15 protein-coding genes are annotated in these 15,192 nt (G+C 66.0%); 5 read left to right on the top strand and 10 right to left on the bottom strand.

Going from position 1 to position 15,192, the window contains the following annotated elements:
- Window positions 1-14: 14 nt before the first annotated feature.
- The 7 genes from AC6UAL_RS04340 to cydP form a co-directional block, all read right to left on the bottom strand.
- Window positions 15-593, bottom strand: a complete 579-nt coding sequence (locus AC6UAL_RS04340; RefSeq protein WP_500682143.1) for an NADH-quinone oxidoreductase subunit NuoE family protein — start codon at window positions 591-593, stop codon at window positions 15-17.
- A gap of 26 nt (window positions 594-619) precedes the next feature.
- Entirely contained in the window at window positions 620-1,864 is a 1,245-nt protein-coding gene (gene nuoD / locus AC6UAL_RS04345; RefSeq protein WP_500682144.1) for an NADH dehydrogenase (quinone) subunit D, read from the bottom strand.
- A gap of 284 nt (window positions 1,865-2,148) precedes the next feature.
- Entirely contained in the window at window positions 2,149-4,884 is a 2,736-nt protein-coding gene (locus AC6UAL_RS04350; protein WP_500682145.1) for an autotransporter outer membrane beta-barrel domain-containing protein, read from the bottom strand.
- Window positions 4,885-5,054: 170 nt separating this feature from the next.
- The gene (locus tag AC6UAL_RS04355; RefSeq protein ID WP_500682146.1) at window positions 5,055-5,159 is read right to left on the bottom strand and encodes a cytochrome bd oxidase small subunit, CydX/CbdX family; all 105 of its coding nucleotides are present in this window, start codon (window positions 5,157-5,159) and stop codon (window positions 5,055-5,057) included.
- A 71-nt stretch (window positions 5,160-5,230) separates the two neighbouring features.
- Window positions 5,231-6,370, bottom strand: a complete 1,140-nt coding sequence (gene cydB, locus AC6UAL_RS04360) for a cytochrome d ubiquinol oxidase subunit II (RefSeq protein WP_500682147.1) — start codon at window positions 6,368-6,370, stop codon at window positions 5,231-5,233.
- Between the two features lie 67 nt (window positions 6,371-6,437).
- Window positions 6,438-8,021, bottom strand: a complete 1,584-nt coding sequence (locus AC6UAL_RS04365; RefSeq protein WP_500682148.1) for a cytochrome ubiquinol oxidase subunit I — start codon at window positions 8,019-8,021, stop codon at window positions 6,438-6,440.
- On the bottom strand, window positions 8,018-8,257 hold the full coding sequence (gene cydP / locus AC6UAL_RS04370) for a cytochrome oxidase putative small subunit CydP (RefSeq protein WP_500682149.1): 240 nt from the start codon (window positions 8,255-8,257) through the stop codon (window positions 8,018-8,020). Before cydP ends, AC6UAL_RS04365 begins: the two co-directional genes overlap by 4 nt.
- Window positions 8,258-8,515: 258 nt before the next feature.
- Between cydP and AC6UAL_RS04375 the strand changes: the two genes are divergently transcribed.
- The gene (locus tag AC6UAL_RS04375; RefSeq protein ID WP_500682150.1) at window positions 8,516-9,019 is read left to right on the top strand and encodes a hypothetical protein; all 504 of its coding nucleotides are present in this window, start codon (window positions 8,516-8,518) and stop codon (window positions 9,017-9,019) included.
- Between the two features lie 165 nt (window positions 9,020-9,184).
- Here the strand turns inward: AC6UAL_RS04375 and bioB are convergent, their stop codons facing one another.
- Window positions 9,185-10,153, bottom strand: a complete 969-nt coding sequence (gene bioB, locus AC6UAL_RS04380; protein ID WP_500682151.1) for a biotin synthase BioB — start codon at window positions 10,151-10,153, stop codon at window positions 9,185-9,187.
- A gap of 82 nt (window positions 10,154-10,235) precedes the next feature.
- Window positions 10,236-11,159 carry a cysteine synthase A gene (cysK, locus tag AC6UAL_RS04385; protein WP_500682152.1) on the bottom strand — a complete coding sequence of 308 codons (924 nt, stop codon included), beginning with the start codon at window positions 11,157-11,159 and terminating at the stop codon, window positions 10,236-10,238.
- A gap of 310 nt (window positions 11,160-11,469) precedes the next feature.
- On the opposite strand from cysK, the gene AC6UAL_RS04390 reads away from it, so the two are divergent.
- The 4 genes from AC6UAL_RS04390 to AC6UAL_RS04405 are packed head-to-tail and all read left to right on the top strand — an operon-like array spanning window position 11,470 to window position 14,570.
- A complete protein-coding gene (locus AC6UAL_RS04390) occupies window positions 11,470-11,925 on the top strand; it encodes a GatB/YqeY domain-containing protein (RefSeq protein ID WP_500682153.1) in 456 nt (151 codons plus the stop codon).
- 8 nt (window positions 11,926-11,933) lie between these two features.
- Entirely contained in the window at window positions 11,934-12,620 is a 687-nt protein-coding gene (gene ispD, locus AC6UAL_RS04395; RefSeq protein ID WP_500682154.1) for a 2-C-methyl-D-erythritol 4-phosphate cytidylyltransferase, read from the top strand.
- A 5-nt stretch (window positions 12,621-12,625) separates the two neighbouring features.
- A complete protein-coding gene (locus tag AC6UAL_RS04400; protein WP_500682155.1) occupies window positions 12,626-13,531 on the top strand; it encodes an NAD-dependent epimerase/dehydratase family protein in 906 nt (301 codons plus the stop codon).
- Between the two features lie 16 nt (window positions 13,532-13,547).
- On the top strand, window positions 13,548-14,570 hold the full coding sequence (locus AC6UAL_RS04405; RefSeq protein ID WP_500682156.1) for a DnaJ domain-containing protein: 1,023 nt from the start codon (window positions 13,548-13,550) through the stop codon (window positions 14,568-14,570).
- Here the strand turns inward: AC6UAL_RS04405 and AC6UAL_RS04410 are convergent.
- Window positions 14,552-15,175 (bottom strand): hypothetical protein, encoded by a 624-nt coding sequence (locus tag AC6UAL_RS04410; RefSeq protein ID WP_500682157.1) that lies wholly within the window; start codon window positions 15,173-15,175, stop codon window positions 14,552-14,554. The genes AC6UAL_RS04405 and AC6UAL_RS04410 overlap by 19 nt on opposite strands.
- Window positions 15,176-15,192: the final 17 nt, after the last annotated feature.

Genomic DNA, 15,192 nt, shown 5'->3' on the forward strand with positions numbered 1-15,192 from the left:
GGTTCGCTCAGAAGTTATTTGGTTGCGTACTCGGCGATGAGCTCGTCGATTTTCTCATAGGTGACTTGCGAGTAGAGCGTGTCGTTGATGAGAACGTTGGGGCCGAAGCCGCAGTTGGCCAGGCATTCGACCGGCTCGACGCTCCACAGGCCGTCGGGGCTGACGGCCATGGGCTCTTCATCGGTGATGCTGGCCGGATCGACGCCGATTTTCTTGCAGATGTAGGGGATGAGTTCTTCGCCGCCCGTCAGCGAGCAGGCGATGGACCGGCAGACGCGGAAGTGGTATTTGCCCGGGCACATGGTGTGGATGCCCGGGTAGAAGGTGACGATGCCGCAGACGTGTACGGGTGTGCTCTTGCACATTTCGGCAATCCACGGGATGCTCTCAGGGCAGATGTAGCCGAACTTCTCCTGGCAGAGGTGGATGATGGGCAGGACGGCGGATTGTTCTTTGCCTTCGGGGTATTGGGCAACCAGCCGCTGCGCTTCGCTGATCAGTTCGGGGGTGACGTCAAACTTCGGGAAGTATTGTTCGCCGGGGGAGGGGCGGTGTGCCGCGAGGGCTTCAATCGCGTTGGGGGTATCTGACATGGTTGGGGAAGGGTGTTCGGTTTGTTTCATCGGTCGCATTCGCCCTGCACGAAGTCGAGAGAGCCGAGGATGGCGCCGACGTCGCTGACGAGGTGGCCCGGCAGGAGTTCGGGGAGGATGGAGAGGGTGCCGAAGGAGGGGCTGCGCATCTTGAGGCGGTTGGCGATGCCGCCGCCCTGCGAGTCGAGGAAGAAGCCCAGCTCGCCTTTCGGGTTTTCCGCCGCGAAGTAGACTTGGCCCGCCGGGGCGTTGACGCATTCGGTGCTGACCATGAATTGGCGGATGAGTTCTTCGATGCCTTGCAGGGCGTCTTCTTTGCGGGGAAGGATGCCTTTGTCGAGCTGCACCCAGATGGGGCCCTTGGGCATCTTGGCGATGACTTGGCGGATGATGCGCACGGATTGCAGGATTTCTTCGAGGCGCAGCTGGAAGCGCGCGTAGCAGTCGCCTTCCTGCGCGACGGGGACGTCGAAGTCGTAGTTCTCGTAGCCGAGGTAGGGGTTGGTCTTGCGGAGGTCGCGGGCGACGCCGCTGGAGCGCAGGTTCGGGCCGGTCATGGCGTTTTGCAGGGCCATCTCGCGCGTGATGACGCCGACGCCGACGAGTCGGTCGATGAAGATTTTGTTGTGCAGCAGGAGTTTGCGGAGTTCTTCAACGGTTTTTTCGGCGCTGTCGCAGAACTCGAGGATGGTTTTTTCAATGCCGGCGGGCAGGTCGCGGGTCATGCCGCCGATGCGCGTGTAGCTGGAGGTGAAGCGGGCGCCGCAGATGAGTTCGTAGAGGTTGTGGACGCGCTCTTTTTCTTCGTAGCTGTAGAGGAAGGCCGTCATGGCTCCGGCGTCCATGGCGTAGACGCCGACGCCCAGGAAGTAGGAGGAGATGCGCGAGAGTTCGCAGCAGAGGACGCGGATGGCTTGCCCGCGCTCCGGCAGCTGCCAGCCGAGGAGTTTTTCAACGGCGCAGGCGTAGGCGATGTTGTTGCTCATCGGCGCGAGGTAGTCGAAGCGGTCGGTGTAGGCGACGTACTGGTTGTAGTGGCAGTTCTCCGCCATTTTCTCCATGCCGCGATGCAGGTAGCCGACAACGGGGTCGCACGATACAATGACTTCACCATCAATGACAAGTTTGAGTCGCAGAACGCCGTGCGTCGCGGGGTGCGAGGGGCCCATGTTCAGGGTCATCAGTTCGCCCTGGTCGTCCGCGTCATTCTTGAGGTATTCCATTGCAGCCCCGGCTGCATCAGGCACTTGTACAAATTTGGTCGTGTTCATATACTAGGGATCCGCGGCCACCTCCGGCCACTCTTGTGCTCCGCCATTAAACTACTATGCGAGGCGTTTTTCAAGTCTAAAGTGTAAGCTTCTCCGAGAAAAGGCGCCGCCGGGGCTCGTTATGCGACTCGCGGCGGTTAAGGTGTTTAGTGTTAGTTTTGTCGAACATTGGGCTTTGCTGCTTGGCTGCGGCGGGGGCGGGGTATGCTGCGAGGGCGGGTCGGCGCGGAGCGTCTTCCCGCCCTCGCTGTTTTGGGGGCACTTGTTTGCCGGGGCTTGAGGTTTCAGAAGTCGACCGTGAGTTGCAGCCGGGCGCCGATGCTTTGGCGGGTGCCGGCGGCGCCTTGGATGGCGAAGTCGATCATGACGGGTGCTGTTCGGGGGGTGAGGCTGATGCCGAGGTCCATGAGGGCGCTGCTGCCGCGCATGCTCGTGGTGGGGATGGTGATGCCGCTGCTCCGGGAGTAGGCGCGGGCTTCGCCGCAGAATTCATGCTCCCAAGCGGCGCTCAGGTAGACGTCGGTGGTCGGGAGGGCTTTGCCGACGATGCGGGCGCCGCAGCGCAGGCGGCTTGAATGGACGGAGTCGAAGCGGATGCTCTCGCCGTTGATGTCGGTGCGGCATCCGGACTGATGGAGGTAGAGGTACTTGCTGCTCAGGTCAAGAGTCCATCTTTCGCTGAGGGGGATTTGGTAGCCGAGGCCGAGGTGGCCGCCGCCGTAGGGGGTGGAGATGTCGTAGGAGGCGGGGATGTTGAGGTCGTTGAGCAGGTTGCCGCCGGCCCAGGCGGTGCTTACTTCGCCGACGCGCCCGCCGGCTTCTGCGTAGAGGCCGCGCAGGCGCCCCTGCGAGACGTCCCATCGGGTGAAGAGGCCGCCGCCGGCGTAGTGGGCGTCGCCGGAGCCGGAGACGGTTCGGGCGCCGACGCTGCGTGCGGTGCTCATGTTGGCGAAGCCCATTTCAAAGAAGGCTCCGGCGAGTATGCTGGTCTTTTCGGCGCTGTACAGGTGCGCCAGCCCGGCGAGGCCGGACATGCCGCGTGTGGTGATGTCGCTGTCGGTCGTCAGGTCGGCAGCGCCACCGTAGGCGGTGGTGAAGAGGGCCCAGCCTTTGGTGGCTCGCGCCGCGGCGTCTGCGGCAAACAGGCTTGCTCCGGCGAGGAGGTCACCGCCTTGGTTCAGCAGTCCGGCGGCGGCGATGCGGGCTTCCGTCAGGGCTCCGGCGAGGGGATTGGCGCGCTTGCCGTCGATGCGGATGTAGACGGAGTCGCTGTCTTGGTAGATGACGCCGTCGTACAGGGTGGTGTAGCCTTGTTCGAGACTGACGAGTCCGCCGACTTCTGCCTCGGCGATGGCTCCGGCGGCGTCATGCACGAGTACGAATGTTTCGCCGATGTAGGCGCTGCCTCCGGCGATGCTGCTCGGCAGTTGCGCCGTGACGGTGGTGCCGGTGAAGTCGCCTGTTTGGGCATTGGTGACGGTCAGCATGGGGGTGCCGATATCGGCGCTCCCCGGCGACGGCAGGACGAAGTGTATGGCGGCAAAGCCGGCTGCGCGACGGACGGTGCCCTGCCAGCTGTCGATGATGAGGGTGTTGCCGCTGCTCTGCGCGCTGACGACTTGCCCGCCTACTTCGCCGCCGAGGAGATTGATGGTCGGAGCCAGGCTTGCCTGCCGACCGATGATGATGCTGTTGCCGGTGGCGCTGCCGCCGGCGGCGGTGCGGCCGCCGATGATGTCGCCGCCGACGAGGCCGTTGTTGACGAGGATGTTGTTGTGCGAGGCGTCGCCGCTTGCGGCCAGGTTGCCGCCGATGAGTTCTCCGTCGACCTGCCCGCCGTCGACGACGGCGATGGTGTTGTGGGCGGCGCTGCTGTTGCCTGTCTCCTGCTCGGCCTGTTGGTTGGCGTCGCCGCCGTGGACGTCGCCTAAGACCTTGGCGCCGGCTCCTACGACGACGCTGTTGCGGTCGAGCGCGGCGTTGCCGTTGGTGTTGGTGGAGAGTCCTCCGGTGACGCCGTGCGCTACGGTGGTGTTGCTCAGATAGACGGCGTTGTCGCCGGCGCTCGCTCGTGCCGTGTCGCTTTGCGCGGAGGCGGCCACGATGCTTCCGACGTTTCCTCCGGTGACGGTGACGACGTTGCCGTCGGCGACGGCTTCATCGGAGAAGCTGTGTGCTTCGCCGCCGACGGCGAAGGTGATTTCTCCTCCGCGGATGTTGAGGGTGTTGGCGGAGGCTTCCGCCGGGCCGCCGGAGGTGGCCCAACCGCCGTAGAGGGTGCTGATTCTGCCGCTCCCGGTGCTGATGATGTTGCCGTAGGCGGCTGCGGATGTGCCGTTTGAGGATTGGGCTCGGCTGCGTCCGCCGACGACCAGATCCAGGGTTGTGCCGGGGTCAAGATTCAGGCTGATGCGGTTGTTGGTGCTCAGCAGGCTTCCGCCGTCGGCGTTGCGGCAGTAGGCGTAACCTCCGAAAAGTTGGGGGTCGAGCGGCAGGGTGAGGGTGCCGCTCATGTTCAGGCTGTTGGCGGAAGCGGCGGCGTTGCCCGTGCTGCTGCGGGCGTAGCCGCCGTAGAGGGAGGTGATGTTGCCGCTCAGTCCGGTGACGGAGACGCTGTTGCTGCCGGCTCGGGCGGCGCCGTCGGTGCTGTCGGCGTAGCCGCCGTAGAGGGCGTTGTTGATGGTGCTGCCGCTGACGGTGACGCGGGCTGTGTCGGCTTCGGCTTCTCCGCTGCGCGGCTGGCTCTTGAGCCCGTAGACGGAGCCCCAGCTGCCGTCGGTGAGTTCGACGCTGCCGTTGCCGATGTAGTCTTCGGCTGCGGCCGGGTGCGGGAGCAGCGGGATGAGCGCCGCCGCCAGCAGCAGAGGCAGGCGGCTCGGGGGGACGGGGCGGTGCGGGCGGGAGGGCGAGGGGGTGTCGGTCGGAGGCCGCTGAGACGGTGCGGGGAGGGGGCTGTTGTCTTGCGGGCGGTGCGGGCGAGTTGTTTGCCGGGCTCGGGGGTGGGAGAATGAGGGGTCCATATGTCGCGCTTCTCAATGTTTGTCTTTGTCTGACTGTATTGAGACAACTCGGCGCGATTTTTTTGCCCTAACGTGTAGCTTTCATGCAGCCGAGCTTGGTGCGGCTCTTCATGTGGTATGGGGGAGGGCGGCGGCTGTTTGCCCTTTGCGGGGGCGGGGCGGCGGGTGTTTTACTCCTGCCCGTTGCGGCGCTCGTGTTTGTCGAGCCGTATGCTGATGAGGGCCGGGACGATGAGGGCGATGGTGAGGCCGATGAGCCAAGCGATGTAGAACATGGGGCGGAGGGGGTGGAGGGGGGTGATGCGGCGCGGTGGTCGCCGCCGCGCCGGGGTTGTGCCGCGGGGGATCAGTAGAGCTGTTTGTCGTTGTCGCGGATGTATTGAGCCGTGATTTTACCGGACATGATGCGGTAGGCCCATGTGGTGTAGATGAGGACGATGGGCAGCAGAACGGCGGTGACGATGAGCATGATGAAGAGGGTGAGCTGCGAGCTGGTGCAGTCCCAGAGGGTGAGCCCGGCGTTCGGGCAGCTGCTGCTGGGCATGACGAAGGGGAACATGGCTGCGAGGGGCAGCAGGACGAGGCCGAGCATGGTGACCGATGAGCAGAGAATGGCCGCGCCTCCTCGGCTGCGGCTCGCGAGGATGCTGCCGGCGACGGCGGCGATGAGGGCGAGGGCGGGTACGAGCCAGAGGGCGGGGCAGGCGGTGAAGTTTTGCAGCCAAGCGCCGCTCTCGCAGACGACTTGCTTGGCGAGGGGGTTGGAGGGTGCGTCGGTGGCGATGTCGCCGATGATGCGGTAGCCGTCGATGCCGAACCAGCCCCAGAGGCAGGCGGCGAGGGCGAGGACGGCGGTGAGCAGGCCGGTGATGAGCCCGGTGCGGCGGGCTCGCTGCTGCAGGGCGCCGTCGGTGCGCAGAATGAGGTAGTTGGCGCCGTGGAAGGTGAACATGAGCAGCGAGACGATGCCGCAGAGCAACGCAAAGGGGTTGAGCAGAGACAGGAAGCTGCCGGTGTAGATCGGGCGCAGGCTTTCGTCGAAGTGGAAGGGCACGCCCTGCAGCAGGTTGCCGAAGGCGACGCCGAAGATGAGCGGCGGAACGGCGGAGCCGAGGAAGAGTCCGGCATCCCAGCTCTTCCGCCAGCGCGCGTCGGCGACTTTGCTGCGGAAGTCAAAGGCGACGGGGCGCAGGATGAGGGTGAGCAGTACGAGCAGCATGGCCCAGTAGAAGCCCGAGAAGGCGGTGGCGTACATGAGCGGCCACGCGGCAAAGAGGGCGCCGCCGCCGGTGAGCAGCCAGACTTGGTTGCCGTCCCAGTGCGGGGCAACGGCGTTGATCATGCAGCGGCGCTCGGTGTCGTTTTTGCCGAGGATGGGCAGCAGGGTGCCTACGCCCATGTCTTGTCCGTCCATGATGCTGAAGCCGATGAGCAAAATGCCGATGAAGAGCCACCAGATGATGCGGAGTGTTTCGTAGTCGAGCATGTCGGTGTGTGGGGAGGTGAGGGTTGCGCGGGTGTGCGGTTGCGGGGGCGTCGTCGGGTTGCGGGGATCAGCGGTCGGAGGCCGCGGTGCCGGGGGCGGGCTGAGGCGCGGAGGCGGGCTGCGTCGCGGGGCCGCCGTCGCTCGGGCCGCGCCTGACGGTGCGAATCATCAGCCAGATTTCGGCAATGAGCAGCAGGGTGTAGAGGCCGATGAAGCCGCTGAGCGAGCCCACGAGGTCGCCGACCGAGAGGCCGGAGACGGAGAGGTGCACGGGCAGGATGCCGTAGATGGACCAGGGCTGGCGCCCGTATTCGGTGACGAACCAGCCGATTTCACAGGCAATCCAGGGAAGGGGTAGGCAGCAGACGATGAAGAGCAGCACGCAGCTGCGGCAGGGGATGCTCCCGCGGATGCCGTACCAGCTGCCGAGGATGAAGGCGAGCAGGCAGAGGCAGCCCGCGCCGATCATGAGGCGGAAGGACCAGTACATGGGCACGACGGCGGGGATGGTGCTGCGGGCGGCTTGGCTGATTTGTTCCGGTGTGGCGTCGGAGACTTTGTCGGTGTAGCGCCGCAGCAGCAGGCCGTAGCCCAGCTCGCTCTTGACGGCGTTGAAGCGGTCGCGCAGTTCGTCGTTGGCGGGGTCTTGCCGGAGTTGTTCGAGCAGGCTGACGGCCTGCTGCCCGGTTCGGATGCGCTGTTCGTTGCGAGCGATGAGGTCGCGGATGCCGGGCAGTTGTTCATCGAGGCTGCGCGTGCCCATCAGCCCGAGCAGGCCGGGAATGCCGATTTCGGCGCGGTTGAGCTGTGCTTCTTCATCGGGCAGGGCAAAGAGGGAGAGGGGGGCGGGGGCTTCATGCGTCTCCCACATGGCTTCCATCGAGGCGAGTTTCTCCGGCTGATTCTGCGCGACGAGGTAGGCGGATTGGTCGCCCATCCAGAAGGTGCAGAGGGTGACGATGAGGCCGAAGGTCGAGCCGATGCGCAGGCTGCGGTGCGCGAGTTCCGTGTGCCGCCCGCGCAGAAGGTACCAGGCTGAGATGGCGCAGACAAAGACGGCTCCGGTCATGTAGCCGGCATTGATGGTGTGCATGAACTTGGCCTGAGCCCAAGGGCTGGTGACGACGGCCCAGAAGTCGGTCATTTCCATGCGCATGGTCAGGTCGCTGAAGGCGCTGCCGGCGGGGTACTGCATCCAAGCATTGGCGATGAGAATCCAGAGGGCGGAGAGGTTGCTGCCCAGCGCCATGAGGAAGGTGGCGGCGAGGTGCCCGCCCTTCGAGAGGCGCTTCCAGCCGAAGAAGAAGAGGCCGATGAAGGTGGACTCCAAAAAGAAGGCCATGAGCCCTTCAATGGCGAGCGGCGCACCGAAGATGTCGCCGACGTAGTGCGAGTAGTAGGCCCAGTTGGTGCCGAATTGAAACTCCATGGTGATGCCGGTGGCCACGCCCATGGCGAAGTTGATGCCGAAGAGTTTGCCCCAGAAGCGGGTCATGTCGCGGTAGATTTCCCGACCGGTGGCGACGTAGCAGCCCTCCATGATGACGAGTAGGAAGGAGAGCCCCAGTGTCAGCGGGACGAAGAGATAGTGGTACATCGCCGTGAGGGCGAACTGGAGGCGGGAGAGGTCGACGAGTTGTTCGGTAATCATGGTGCTGGCGGCAGGGGGGTGGCGGCGGAAGGTGTTTCAGCAGGGCCGAGGAGTTCGTCCGCGATGGTCTCGGGGCTCGTCTGCGGGCGTTTGGAGGGGGAGAAGTAGAGCGCCCAGAGGGTCAGGATGACGGTCAGTTTGAGACCGATGACGAGTGCCAGACTGCCGAGCAGGCGGTGCCGGGGCCGGACGGTGCCGGGCGCGGCGTGGGTCGTGGCTGAGGGGGCGGGTGCCATGCGTGAAACGGGTTTAGCTTTTTCTTTTAGACTACAGTTGAGGGAGATTGTCAAGGCTAAAGAGCGGAGTTATTTTGCGGATGAGTCCTTTCTCCGCGCGTTGCCCTTTGTTTGCTTGCGGAGGCGGCTCCTGCGCCGTGCGGGGCGGCGATGGTGCGTCGGCAGTGTCGGGGCGGAGGCGGAGGTGCGCTCGGAAAAATGAAGGATGCAGTCGCGCTTGTTTCTTGCCAAGTCGGGAAATTGGGGTATGATGGGGGCATGGCAAGTACGTTGACTGAGGAGCAGTTGGATTTGGTTCGCGCCTGGGCTGCGCAGGGTGTTGATTTGAACGGTATTCAGAAGCGCCTGGCTTCGGAGTGCGGGTTGCATCTGACTTACATGGATGTGCGTTTTTTGTTGCTCGATTACGGTATCGAGATTGCTCAGCCGTCTGAGCCCGCGGCGGCTCCCGCTGCGGCGGAGGCTGAGGGCGCCGCGCCTGCTGCCGATGAGGCCGCCGATGCCGGGGATGCCGCGACCGCAGCCGAGGCGGAGCTGCCCGGGGGCAAGGCTGCCGGCGGGGTGTCGGTGACGATTGACGAGTTGCAGTTGCCCGGTACGCTGATTTCGGGCAAGGTGAGTTTCCCGTCCGGCGGGCAGGGGGCTTGGTTTATTGATCAGGCGGGGCGTCTGGGATGGAGCGATTTGTCCGGACAGCCGACGCAGTACGAGATGCAGGATTTTCAGACGCAGCTCATGCAGTTGCTGCGCGGCGCGATGTGAGGCGCGCACGGGCTGCCGAGGCCGGCCGCCTGCGTGCGGCGAGCGGCTGCGGTGTTTTTGGGTCGACGGTTCCCGTGAACCCGTCGGTCTTATGGCAGCAAGCGGGGGTGCCGCATCAGCGGCACCCCCGCTTGCTGTGTATGAGGAGGGGTCGGGGCGGTGGCGTCAGAGCTCGTCGACGAGCTCCATGCCGGCGCGGCGCAGCATGGCGGCGTCGTGCTCGAAGGTTTCTCCGGCGACGGTGAGGTAGTTGCCGGTCATGAAGGCGTTGGCGCCCGCCGCAAACATGTCCGCCTGCCGCTCTTTGAGGACGCTGACGCGCCCGCCGCAGATGCGCAGGATGGCATCGGGGATGATGTGGCGGAAGAGGGCGATGATGCGCAGGGCTTCTTCCGGCGGCATGACGGGGCTGCCGGCCATGGGGGTGCCGGGGTGCGGGATGAGGAAGTTCATCGGGATGTTGCGGATGCCTTCCTCCCGCAGTTCGAGGGCGAAGGAGATGCGGTCTTCCCAGCTTTCACCGAGGCCGAAGAGGCCGCCGCAGCAGACGGAGAGTCCGTGTTCCCGCGCTTGGTGCACGGTGTCGAGGCGGTCGCGCCATTTCTGCGTGGTGCAGACGTTCGGGTAGAAGCTTTCGTTGGTCTCGAGGTTGTGGTGCAGGCGGGTCATGCCGGCGGCTTTGAGGCGCTCGATGGCGCGGTGTTTGAGGCGGCCGAGGGAGCCGCAGAGGCGCGGGTGTTTTTTGCCGGCGGCGCTGCGGGTTTCGATGTAGCGGGCGAGTTTTTCAACGTCGTCGTCGGTGAGGGCTCCGCCGGAGGTGACGATGCCGCAGCGGCCGACGGGGTAGGGTTCCCAGCTTTCGATGATGGCGGCGAGGTCTTCGGCGCTCTTGAAGGGGTAGTGCTCGATGTCGGTGCTGTTGAAGCCGCTCTGCGAGCAGAACTTGCAGTTCATGTTGCAGTTGCCGCTCTTGGCGTTGATGATGTAGCAGGCTTCGACGCGCTTGCCCGAGCAGTGTTCGCGCAGGGCAGTGGCGGAGGCAAGGAGTTCGGCTTCGGGCAGTTGCAGGAGTTCTCGTGCTTGTTCGCGGTTGAGGCCGCCGTTTTGCAGGGCGAGTGCGGCGTAGGGGGTCATGGTGCGGGGTGGTCCGGTCGGGAGGCGGTTTAGTCCGTTGTTCGGGGGAAGGGAATAAGCGGATGTCTGGATGAGGCGGCGATTAGCCGAAGAGGGGGGTGGAGTAGTAGCGGTCGGCGGAGTCGGGGAGGATGGCGACGATGGTTTTGCCGCTGTTTTCGGGTCGCGCGGCGATGCGGGTGGCGGCGAGGAGGGCGGCACTGCCGGAGACGCCGACGAGGATGCCTTCGAGGCGGCCGAGTTCGCGGGCGGAGCCGTAGGTTTCTTCGTTGCTGATGCAGACGACTTCGTCGAGCAGCTTGGTGTCGAGCGTGGCGGGGATGAAGCCGGCGCCGATGCCCTGAATGGCGTGCGGGCCGGCCGCGCCGCCGCTCAGAACGGCGGAGGAGGCGGGCTCGACGCCGATGATGCGCAGCTCAGGCTTGCGCTCGCGCAGGTAGCGCCCGCAGCCGCTGATGGTGCCGCCGGTGCCGATGCCGGCGACGAGAATGTCGATGTCCCCGTCGCAGTCCTGCCAGATTTCGGGGCCGGTGCTGCGGTAGTGGGCTTCGGGGTTGGCGGGGTTGCTGAATTGCCCGGCCAGCAGGCTGCCGGGGGTGGAGGCGGCGAGTTCTTCGGCTCGGGCGATGGCGCCTTTCATGCCTTCCGCACCGGGGGTGAGGACGATTTCCGCTCCGTAGGCACGCAGGATGTTGCGGCGCTCGACGCTCATGGTCTCGGGCATGGTGAGGATGCAGCGGTAGCCGCGCGAGGCGGCGATGGCGGCGAGGCCGATGCCGGTGTTGCCGCTGGTCGGTTCGATGATGACCGCGCCTTCGCGGAGTTGCCCGGCGGCTTCGGCTTGTTCGATCATGGAGAGGGCAACGCGATCCTTGACGCTGCCGGCGGGGTTGAGGTACTCGAGCTTGAGCAGGAGGCGGGCGGTGAGTCCGTGTTGCTTGTTGTAGCGCTGGGGTTCAAAGAGGGGGGTGTGACCGATGAGGCTGGTGACGCTGTGGTGTATCATGGTGCTTGCAGGGCGCTCGCGAGCATACACGCGGCGGCGGGCGAAGTCAAGTTCATATGCGCCGCGGCTGCGTCATGCGTCCCGAGCCCGCGCGGGCACGCGAGGCCGAGGTGCGCCGGGATGCGTTGCGGCGTAAGACGGGGCGGCGGTGCTGAGGGTAGGAGGGTAGGAGGGTAGGAGGGTAGGAGGGTAGGAGGGTAGGAGGGTAGGAGGGTAGGAGGGTAGGAGGCGGTTTGTTTTTCGGGTTATTTTGTCGGGGCGGGCATTTCCGGCTTGCCTGTGGGGCAGAAGATGCTTTAATGAGGGGGCTATGAGTACGATTTATGAGATGATTACTGCCGGAATGAAGAAGGCGATGCTGGCGAAGGATACGGTGGCTCTGGGAGCGCTGCGCGGCCTCAAGTCGGCGTTGCAGAATGCTCAGGTGGCGCGGGGCAATGTGCATGATGAGTTGCCGGAGAATGAGGCGCAGAACGTGGTGCGCAAGCAGATGAAGCAGCGCGAGGACGCCATTGCGATGTATGAGAAGGCCGCGCGCCCGGAACTGGCCGAGAAGGAGAGGGCGGAGATTGCCGTGCTGGCGTCGTTTTTGCCGCAGGAGATGTCTGAGGCGGAGGTGCTGCCCATTCTCGAGGCGGTGCTGGCGGAGCTGGGCGCCACGAGCAAGAAGGATATGGGCCGCGTGATGAAGGAGATGCAGGCGCGGACGGAGGGGCGTGCGCCCGGCAAGTTGCTGTCGGCTCTGGTGGCGAAGCGTTTGTCCTGAGTGCGGCGATGTTTGCGGCGGTGATTGTGGCGGCGGGGTCTTCGCGCCGCGCAGGTTTTGATAAGTTGGCGGCGCCGCTCGGCGGGATGCCGGTGCTGGGGCGCAGTGTGCGGGTGTTTTTGCGCGCGGGCTGCGTTCCGGTGGTGGTGGTTTGCCCGCCGGAGCGCTGGGCGGCGACGGGGCTGGCTGAGCTGGCGGAGTCGATGCCGCTCTGCCGCGTCGACGGCGGAGCCGAGCGTCAGGATTCCGTGGCGGCGGGTCTGGCGGCTCTTCCTGAGGGGGTGGAGTGGGTGGCGGTTCACGATGGGGCTCGCCCGCTGGTGACTCCCGATGGGGTTTGCCGTTGCTTGGAGGCGGCGCAGCGCTCCGGGGCGGCCGCTTGCGCTCACCCGGTGGTCGATACGCTCAAGCGTGCGGATGCACGGGGGTGCACGCTGCCGGAAGCCGTGAGCCGCGACGGGCTCTGGGCGATGGAGACGCCGCAGGTCTTCCGCCTCGATTTGCTGCGGCGCGCCTATGCGGAAGTCGCGCGACGCGGCTTGAGGGTGACGGATGAGGTGTCGGCGCTCGAGTTGATCGGGCAGCCGACGACGCTGGTGCAGGTGGGTCCGAATTTGAAGATTACGCTGCCGGGTGATTTGGAGATGGCGGAGTTGATTTGGTCTCACCGAGCACGGGTGGGCGATATTTCCTGAGGGCTGTGGCGGAGGTGTCGGCCGACGGCGGAGCGGGAGCACCCCGCGTTTTGATCTTGGGCTGCGGGTTTTTGGGCTCGCAGCTGGCGCGTCGCTGTGCGGAGTCCGGAGCCCGCGTGCTGGCGGTGGATGCGGAGGCGGGGAAGGATGCGACGGAGGCGACGGAGGCGTCGGAGGTATCGGCCTTGGTGCGCTGCGGGGCGGGGTGTGCGGCTGTGTTGCGCGGCGATGCGGCGGAGGCTCGGGTGCTGTCGCGCGCGCTGGGGCTGTTGGGCGTTCCCGATGAGCTTTTTGTGTGTACGGCGACGCACGGGGGATCTCCGGCGGCGTATCGGCGGGCCTACGGAGGGGTGCTGGAGGCCTTGCTGCCGCTGCTGCCGACGGGGGCGCGCTTGGTGTTTTGCTCGTCGGTGTCGGTGTATGCGGAGTCTGCGGGCGGGGCGGTGGATGAGTCCTCGCTTTGCGTGCCGTCCGCGCCGCGCGTGCGGGCTTTGCTGGAGGCGGAGGCTCTGGCTCTTGAGGCGGGCGGTGTGGTGGCTCGCCTGTCTCCGCTCTATGATGCGGGGCGCTGCGAGTTGTTGCGCCGACATGAGGAGGGTGAGCCGCGGCTGCCGGGGCCGGGGGCTCGCTGCCTGAATTATGTGCACCGCGAGGATGCCGTCGAGGCGCTGCGCCTGATGGCGCGCTTGCCGGGCGGCGGGGTGTTTAATGTGTGCGGTGAGTCGCTGTCGGTGGATGAGGCGTATGCGATGCTGGAGGAGCTGACGGGGGTGTTGCGGGCGCCGGAGGAGGCTGCGTGTTCGCGCCGAGGGCTGAGCAACCGCCGGGTGCTCTGCCCGCGTTTGCGGGCTGCCGGGTGGCGCCCGCGCCATTCTCTGCGCGCTTTTGTGAGCGAAGCCTTGCGCCCTTGACTCGCTCGGGGAAGCTGTGTTAAGTTATCGACGGGTGCGAACGGATTATTACGAGATTCTCGGGGTGGGGGCGTCGGCGGATGCGTCGGCGCTCAAGGCGGCGTATCGCCGTCAGGCAATGCGTTTTCACCCCGATCACAATCAGGGTGATGTGCAGGCGGAGGAGCGTTTTAAGCTGGTGGTTGAGGCTTGGCAGGTGCTGGGCGATGCGGAGAGCCGGGCGGATTACGATGCTTGGCTGGAGCGGCAGCGGCGCTACGCCAGGGCTCCGGAGCTGGCGGGGCTGGGAAGCCGCGTGCGGGTCTCCGCCCGCCACGGACGCGAGCGACGCGAGGAGCGCGCACACCGAGCCCGCTCGCGCCGGGCGCGCGTGGTGTGGCGCCCCAGCGGCAAAAAGAGCCCGGTGACGCTGGTGGTGCGGGCGGGTTTGTATTTGCTTGTGTTGACGATGCTGCTGCCGATTTTGCTCGATACGAAGATTTCGGTTTCTCCGGCTCCTGCGCAGCGGGAGGATGAGGGGGAGGTGGTGACGGTGTCGCTGTCGGAGGCGCGCAAGATCTACAGGCTCGGTCTGTTGGAGAGGGCGCAGCAGGGGGATACTCAGGCGCAGTTTGAGTACGGCTGCCTGCTGTACGACGGAGCTAATTTGTACGATGAGGAGGGAGGGTCTCCCGATCTGGAGGGGGCTCGCACGTGGCTGGAGCAGGCGGCGGCTGCCGGGCATGAGGCGGCCCGCCGGATGCTGGAGGAGGGAGACTTTTCGGCGAAACGCGCCGAGGAGCTGCTGCGCGGGGTCCGCGAGTGGCGCGAGCGCTTGGCTGGCGGCGATGCCGCGGCTGCGGAGGGAACGCCTGCGGAGGGCGGTGCTGCTGCGCCCGCGGAGGAGTCGGCGGCGGAGGGCGGCGATGCTGCGGCTGCGGAGGGGACGCCTGAGGAGGGCGGTGCTGCCGCGCCTGCGGAGGAGTCGGCGGCGGAGGGCGGTGATACTGCACCCGTGGAGGAGTCTCCTGCGGAGGAGGCTCATGCGCCGGGGGCTTGAGCGGAGATGTCGCTGCGGGAGTCTCCGGCCGTGTCGGCTTGCGCTGCGCGCGCGCCGTTGTTGCGGCGGCGGTTTTTGCGGCGTTTGTGTTTGCGTTCGCGGCGTTTGTCCTGCTCGTGCAGCTGCGATTGAATCAGCAGCAGAGAAAACATCGAGGCTGCGGTGACGCGCACGGCGGCCGAGTCGGCGATGCGGGCGGCCAGCTCGATCATCTTGCCGACGAGGGCTTCGTATTCTTCGGCGTCGAGTTTCAGTCCGGCGCTGCCGAGCATGCTGTGCAGCCGCAGCAGGAGGCGGTAGGCGCTCATCCAGTCGTGCCGATGGTCGGAGGCGAGGGTGGTGATGACGGCGTCGGGCAGGGCGTCGAGTTCGCGCTCGAGGCGGCGCAGCCGTCGGGTGTTGGCGAGGTCGCGCCGGCTGTCGGCCAGAGCGGCGGTCAACAGGTAGCGCAGGTGGCGGTTGAGGTTGCCGTAGGCTTCCAAAACGTCGAGCGGTACGTGTCCCCGTGCCGGGGTGTCCCGCGCCGGGGCGGCGGCGCTGCCGAAGAGCCGGACGAGGATTTCGGCTTGCTGCTTCGGGGTCAGGGGGTCGCGATCAAATAGCATGGACTTATCTTGGCAGC

It is taken from the genome of Candidatus Parakkermansia intestinigallinarum (genome assembly GCF_944389695.1).
GTDB lineage: Bacteria > Verrucomicrobiota > Verrucomicrobiia > Verrucomicrobiales > Akkermansiaceae > Akkermansia > Akkermansia intestinigallinarum.

Bases quoted from the DNA above. Each gene is read 5' to 3' on its own strand.
- AC6UAL_RS04340 (WP_500682143.1), bottom strand. From the start codon at position 593: ATGTCAGATACCCCCAACGCGATTGAAGCCCTCGCGGCACACCGCCCC.
- nuoD (WP_500682144.1), bottom strand. From the start codon at position 1,864: ATGAACACGACCAAATTTGTACAAGTGCCTGATGCAGCCGGGGCTGCA.
- AC6UAL_RS04350 (WP_500682145.1), bottom strand. From the start codon at position 4,884: ATGGACCCCTCATTCTCCCACCCCCGAGCCCGGCAAACAACTCGCCCG.
- AC6UAL_RS04355 (WP_500682146.1), bottom strand. From the start codon at position 5,159: ATGTTCTACATCGCTTGGCTCATCGGCCTCACCATCGCCCTCATCGTC.
- cydB (WP_500682147.1), bottom strand. From the start codon at position 6,370: ATGCTCGACTACGAAACACTCCGCATCATCTGGTGGCTCTTCATCGGC.
- AC6UAL_RS04365 (WP_500682148.1), bottom strand. From the start codon at position 8,021: ATGATTACCGAACAACTCGTCGACCTCTCCCGCCTCCAGTTCGCCCTC.
- cydP (WP_500682149.1), bottom strand. From the start codon at position 8,257: ATGGCACCCGCCCCCTCAGCCACGACCCACGCCGCGCCCGGCACCGTC.
- AC6UAL_RS04375 (WP_500682150.1), top strand. From the start codon at position 8,516: ATGGCAAGTACGTTGACTGAGGAGCAGTTGGATTTGGTTCGCGCCTGG.
- bioB (WP_500682151.1), bottom strand. From the start codon at position 10,153: ATGACCCCCTACGCCGCACTCGCCCTGCAAAACGGCGGCCTCAACCGC.
- cysK (WP_500682152.1), bottom strand. From the start codon at position 11,159: ATGATACACCACAGCGTCACCAGCCTCATCGGTCACACCCCCCTCTTT.
- AC6UAL_RS04390 (WP_500682153.1), top strand. From the start codon at position 11,470: ATGAGTACGATTTATGAGATGATTACTGCCGGAATGAAGAAGGCGATG.
- ispD (WP_500682154.1), top strand. From the start codon at position 11,934: ATGTTTGCGGCGGTGATTGTGGCGGCGGGGTCTTCGCGCCGCGCAGGT.
- AC6UAL_RS04410 (WP_500682157.1), bottom strand. From the start codon at position 15,175: ATGCTATTTGATCGCGACCCCCTGACCCCGAAGCAGCAAGCCGAAATC.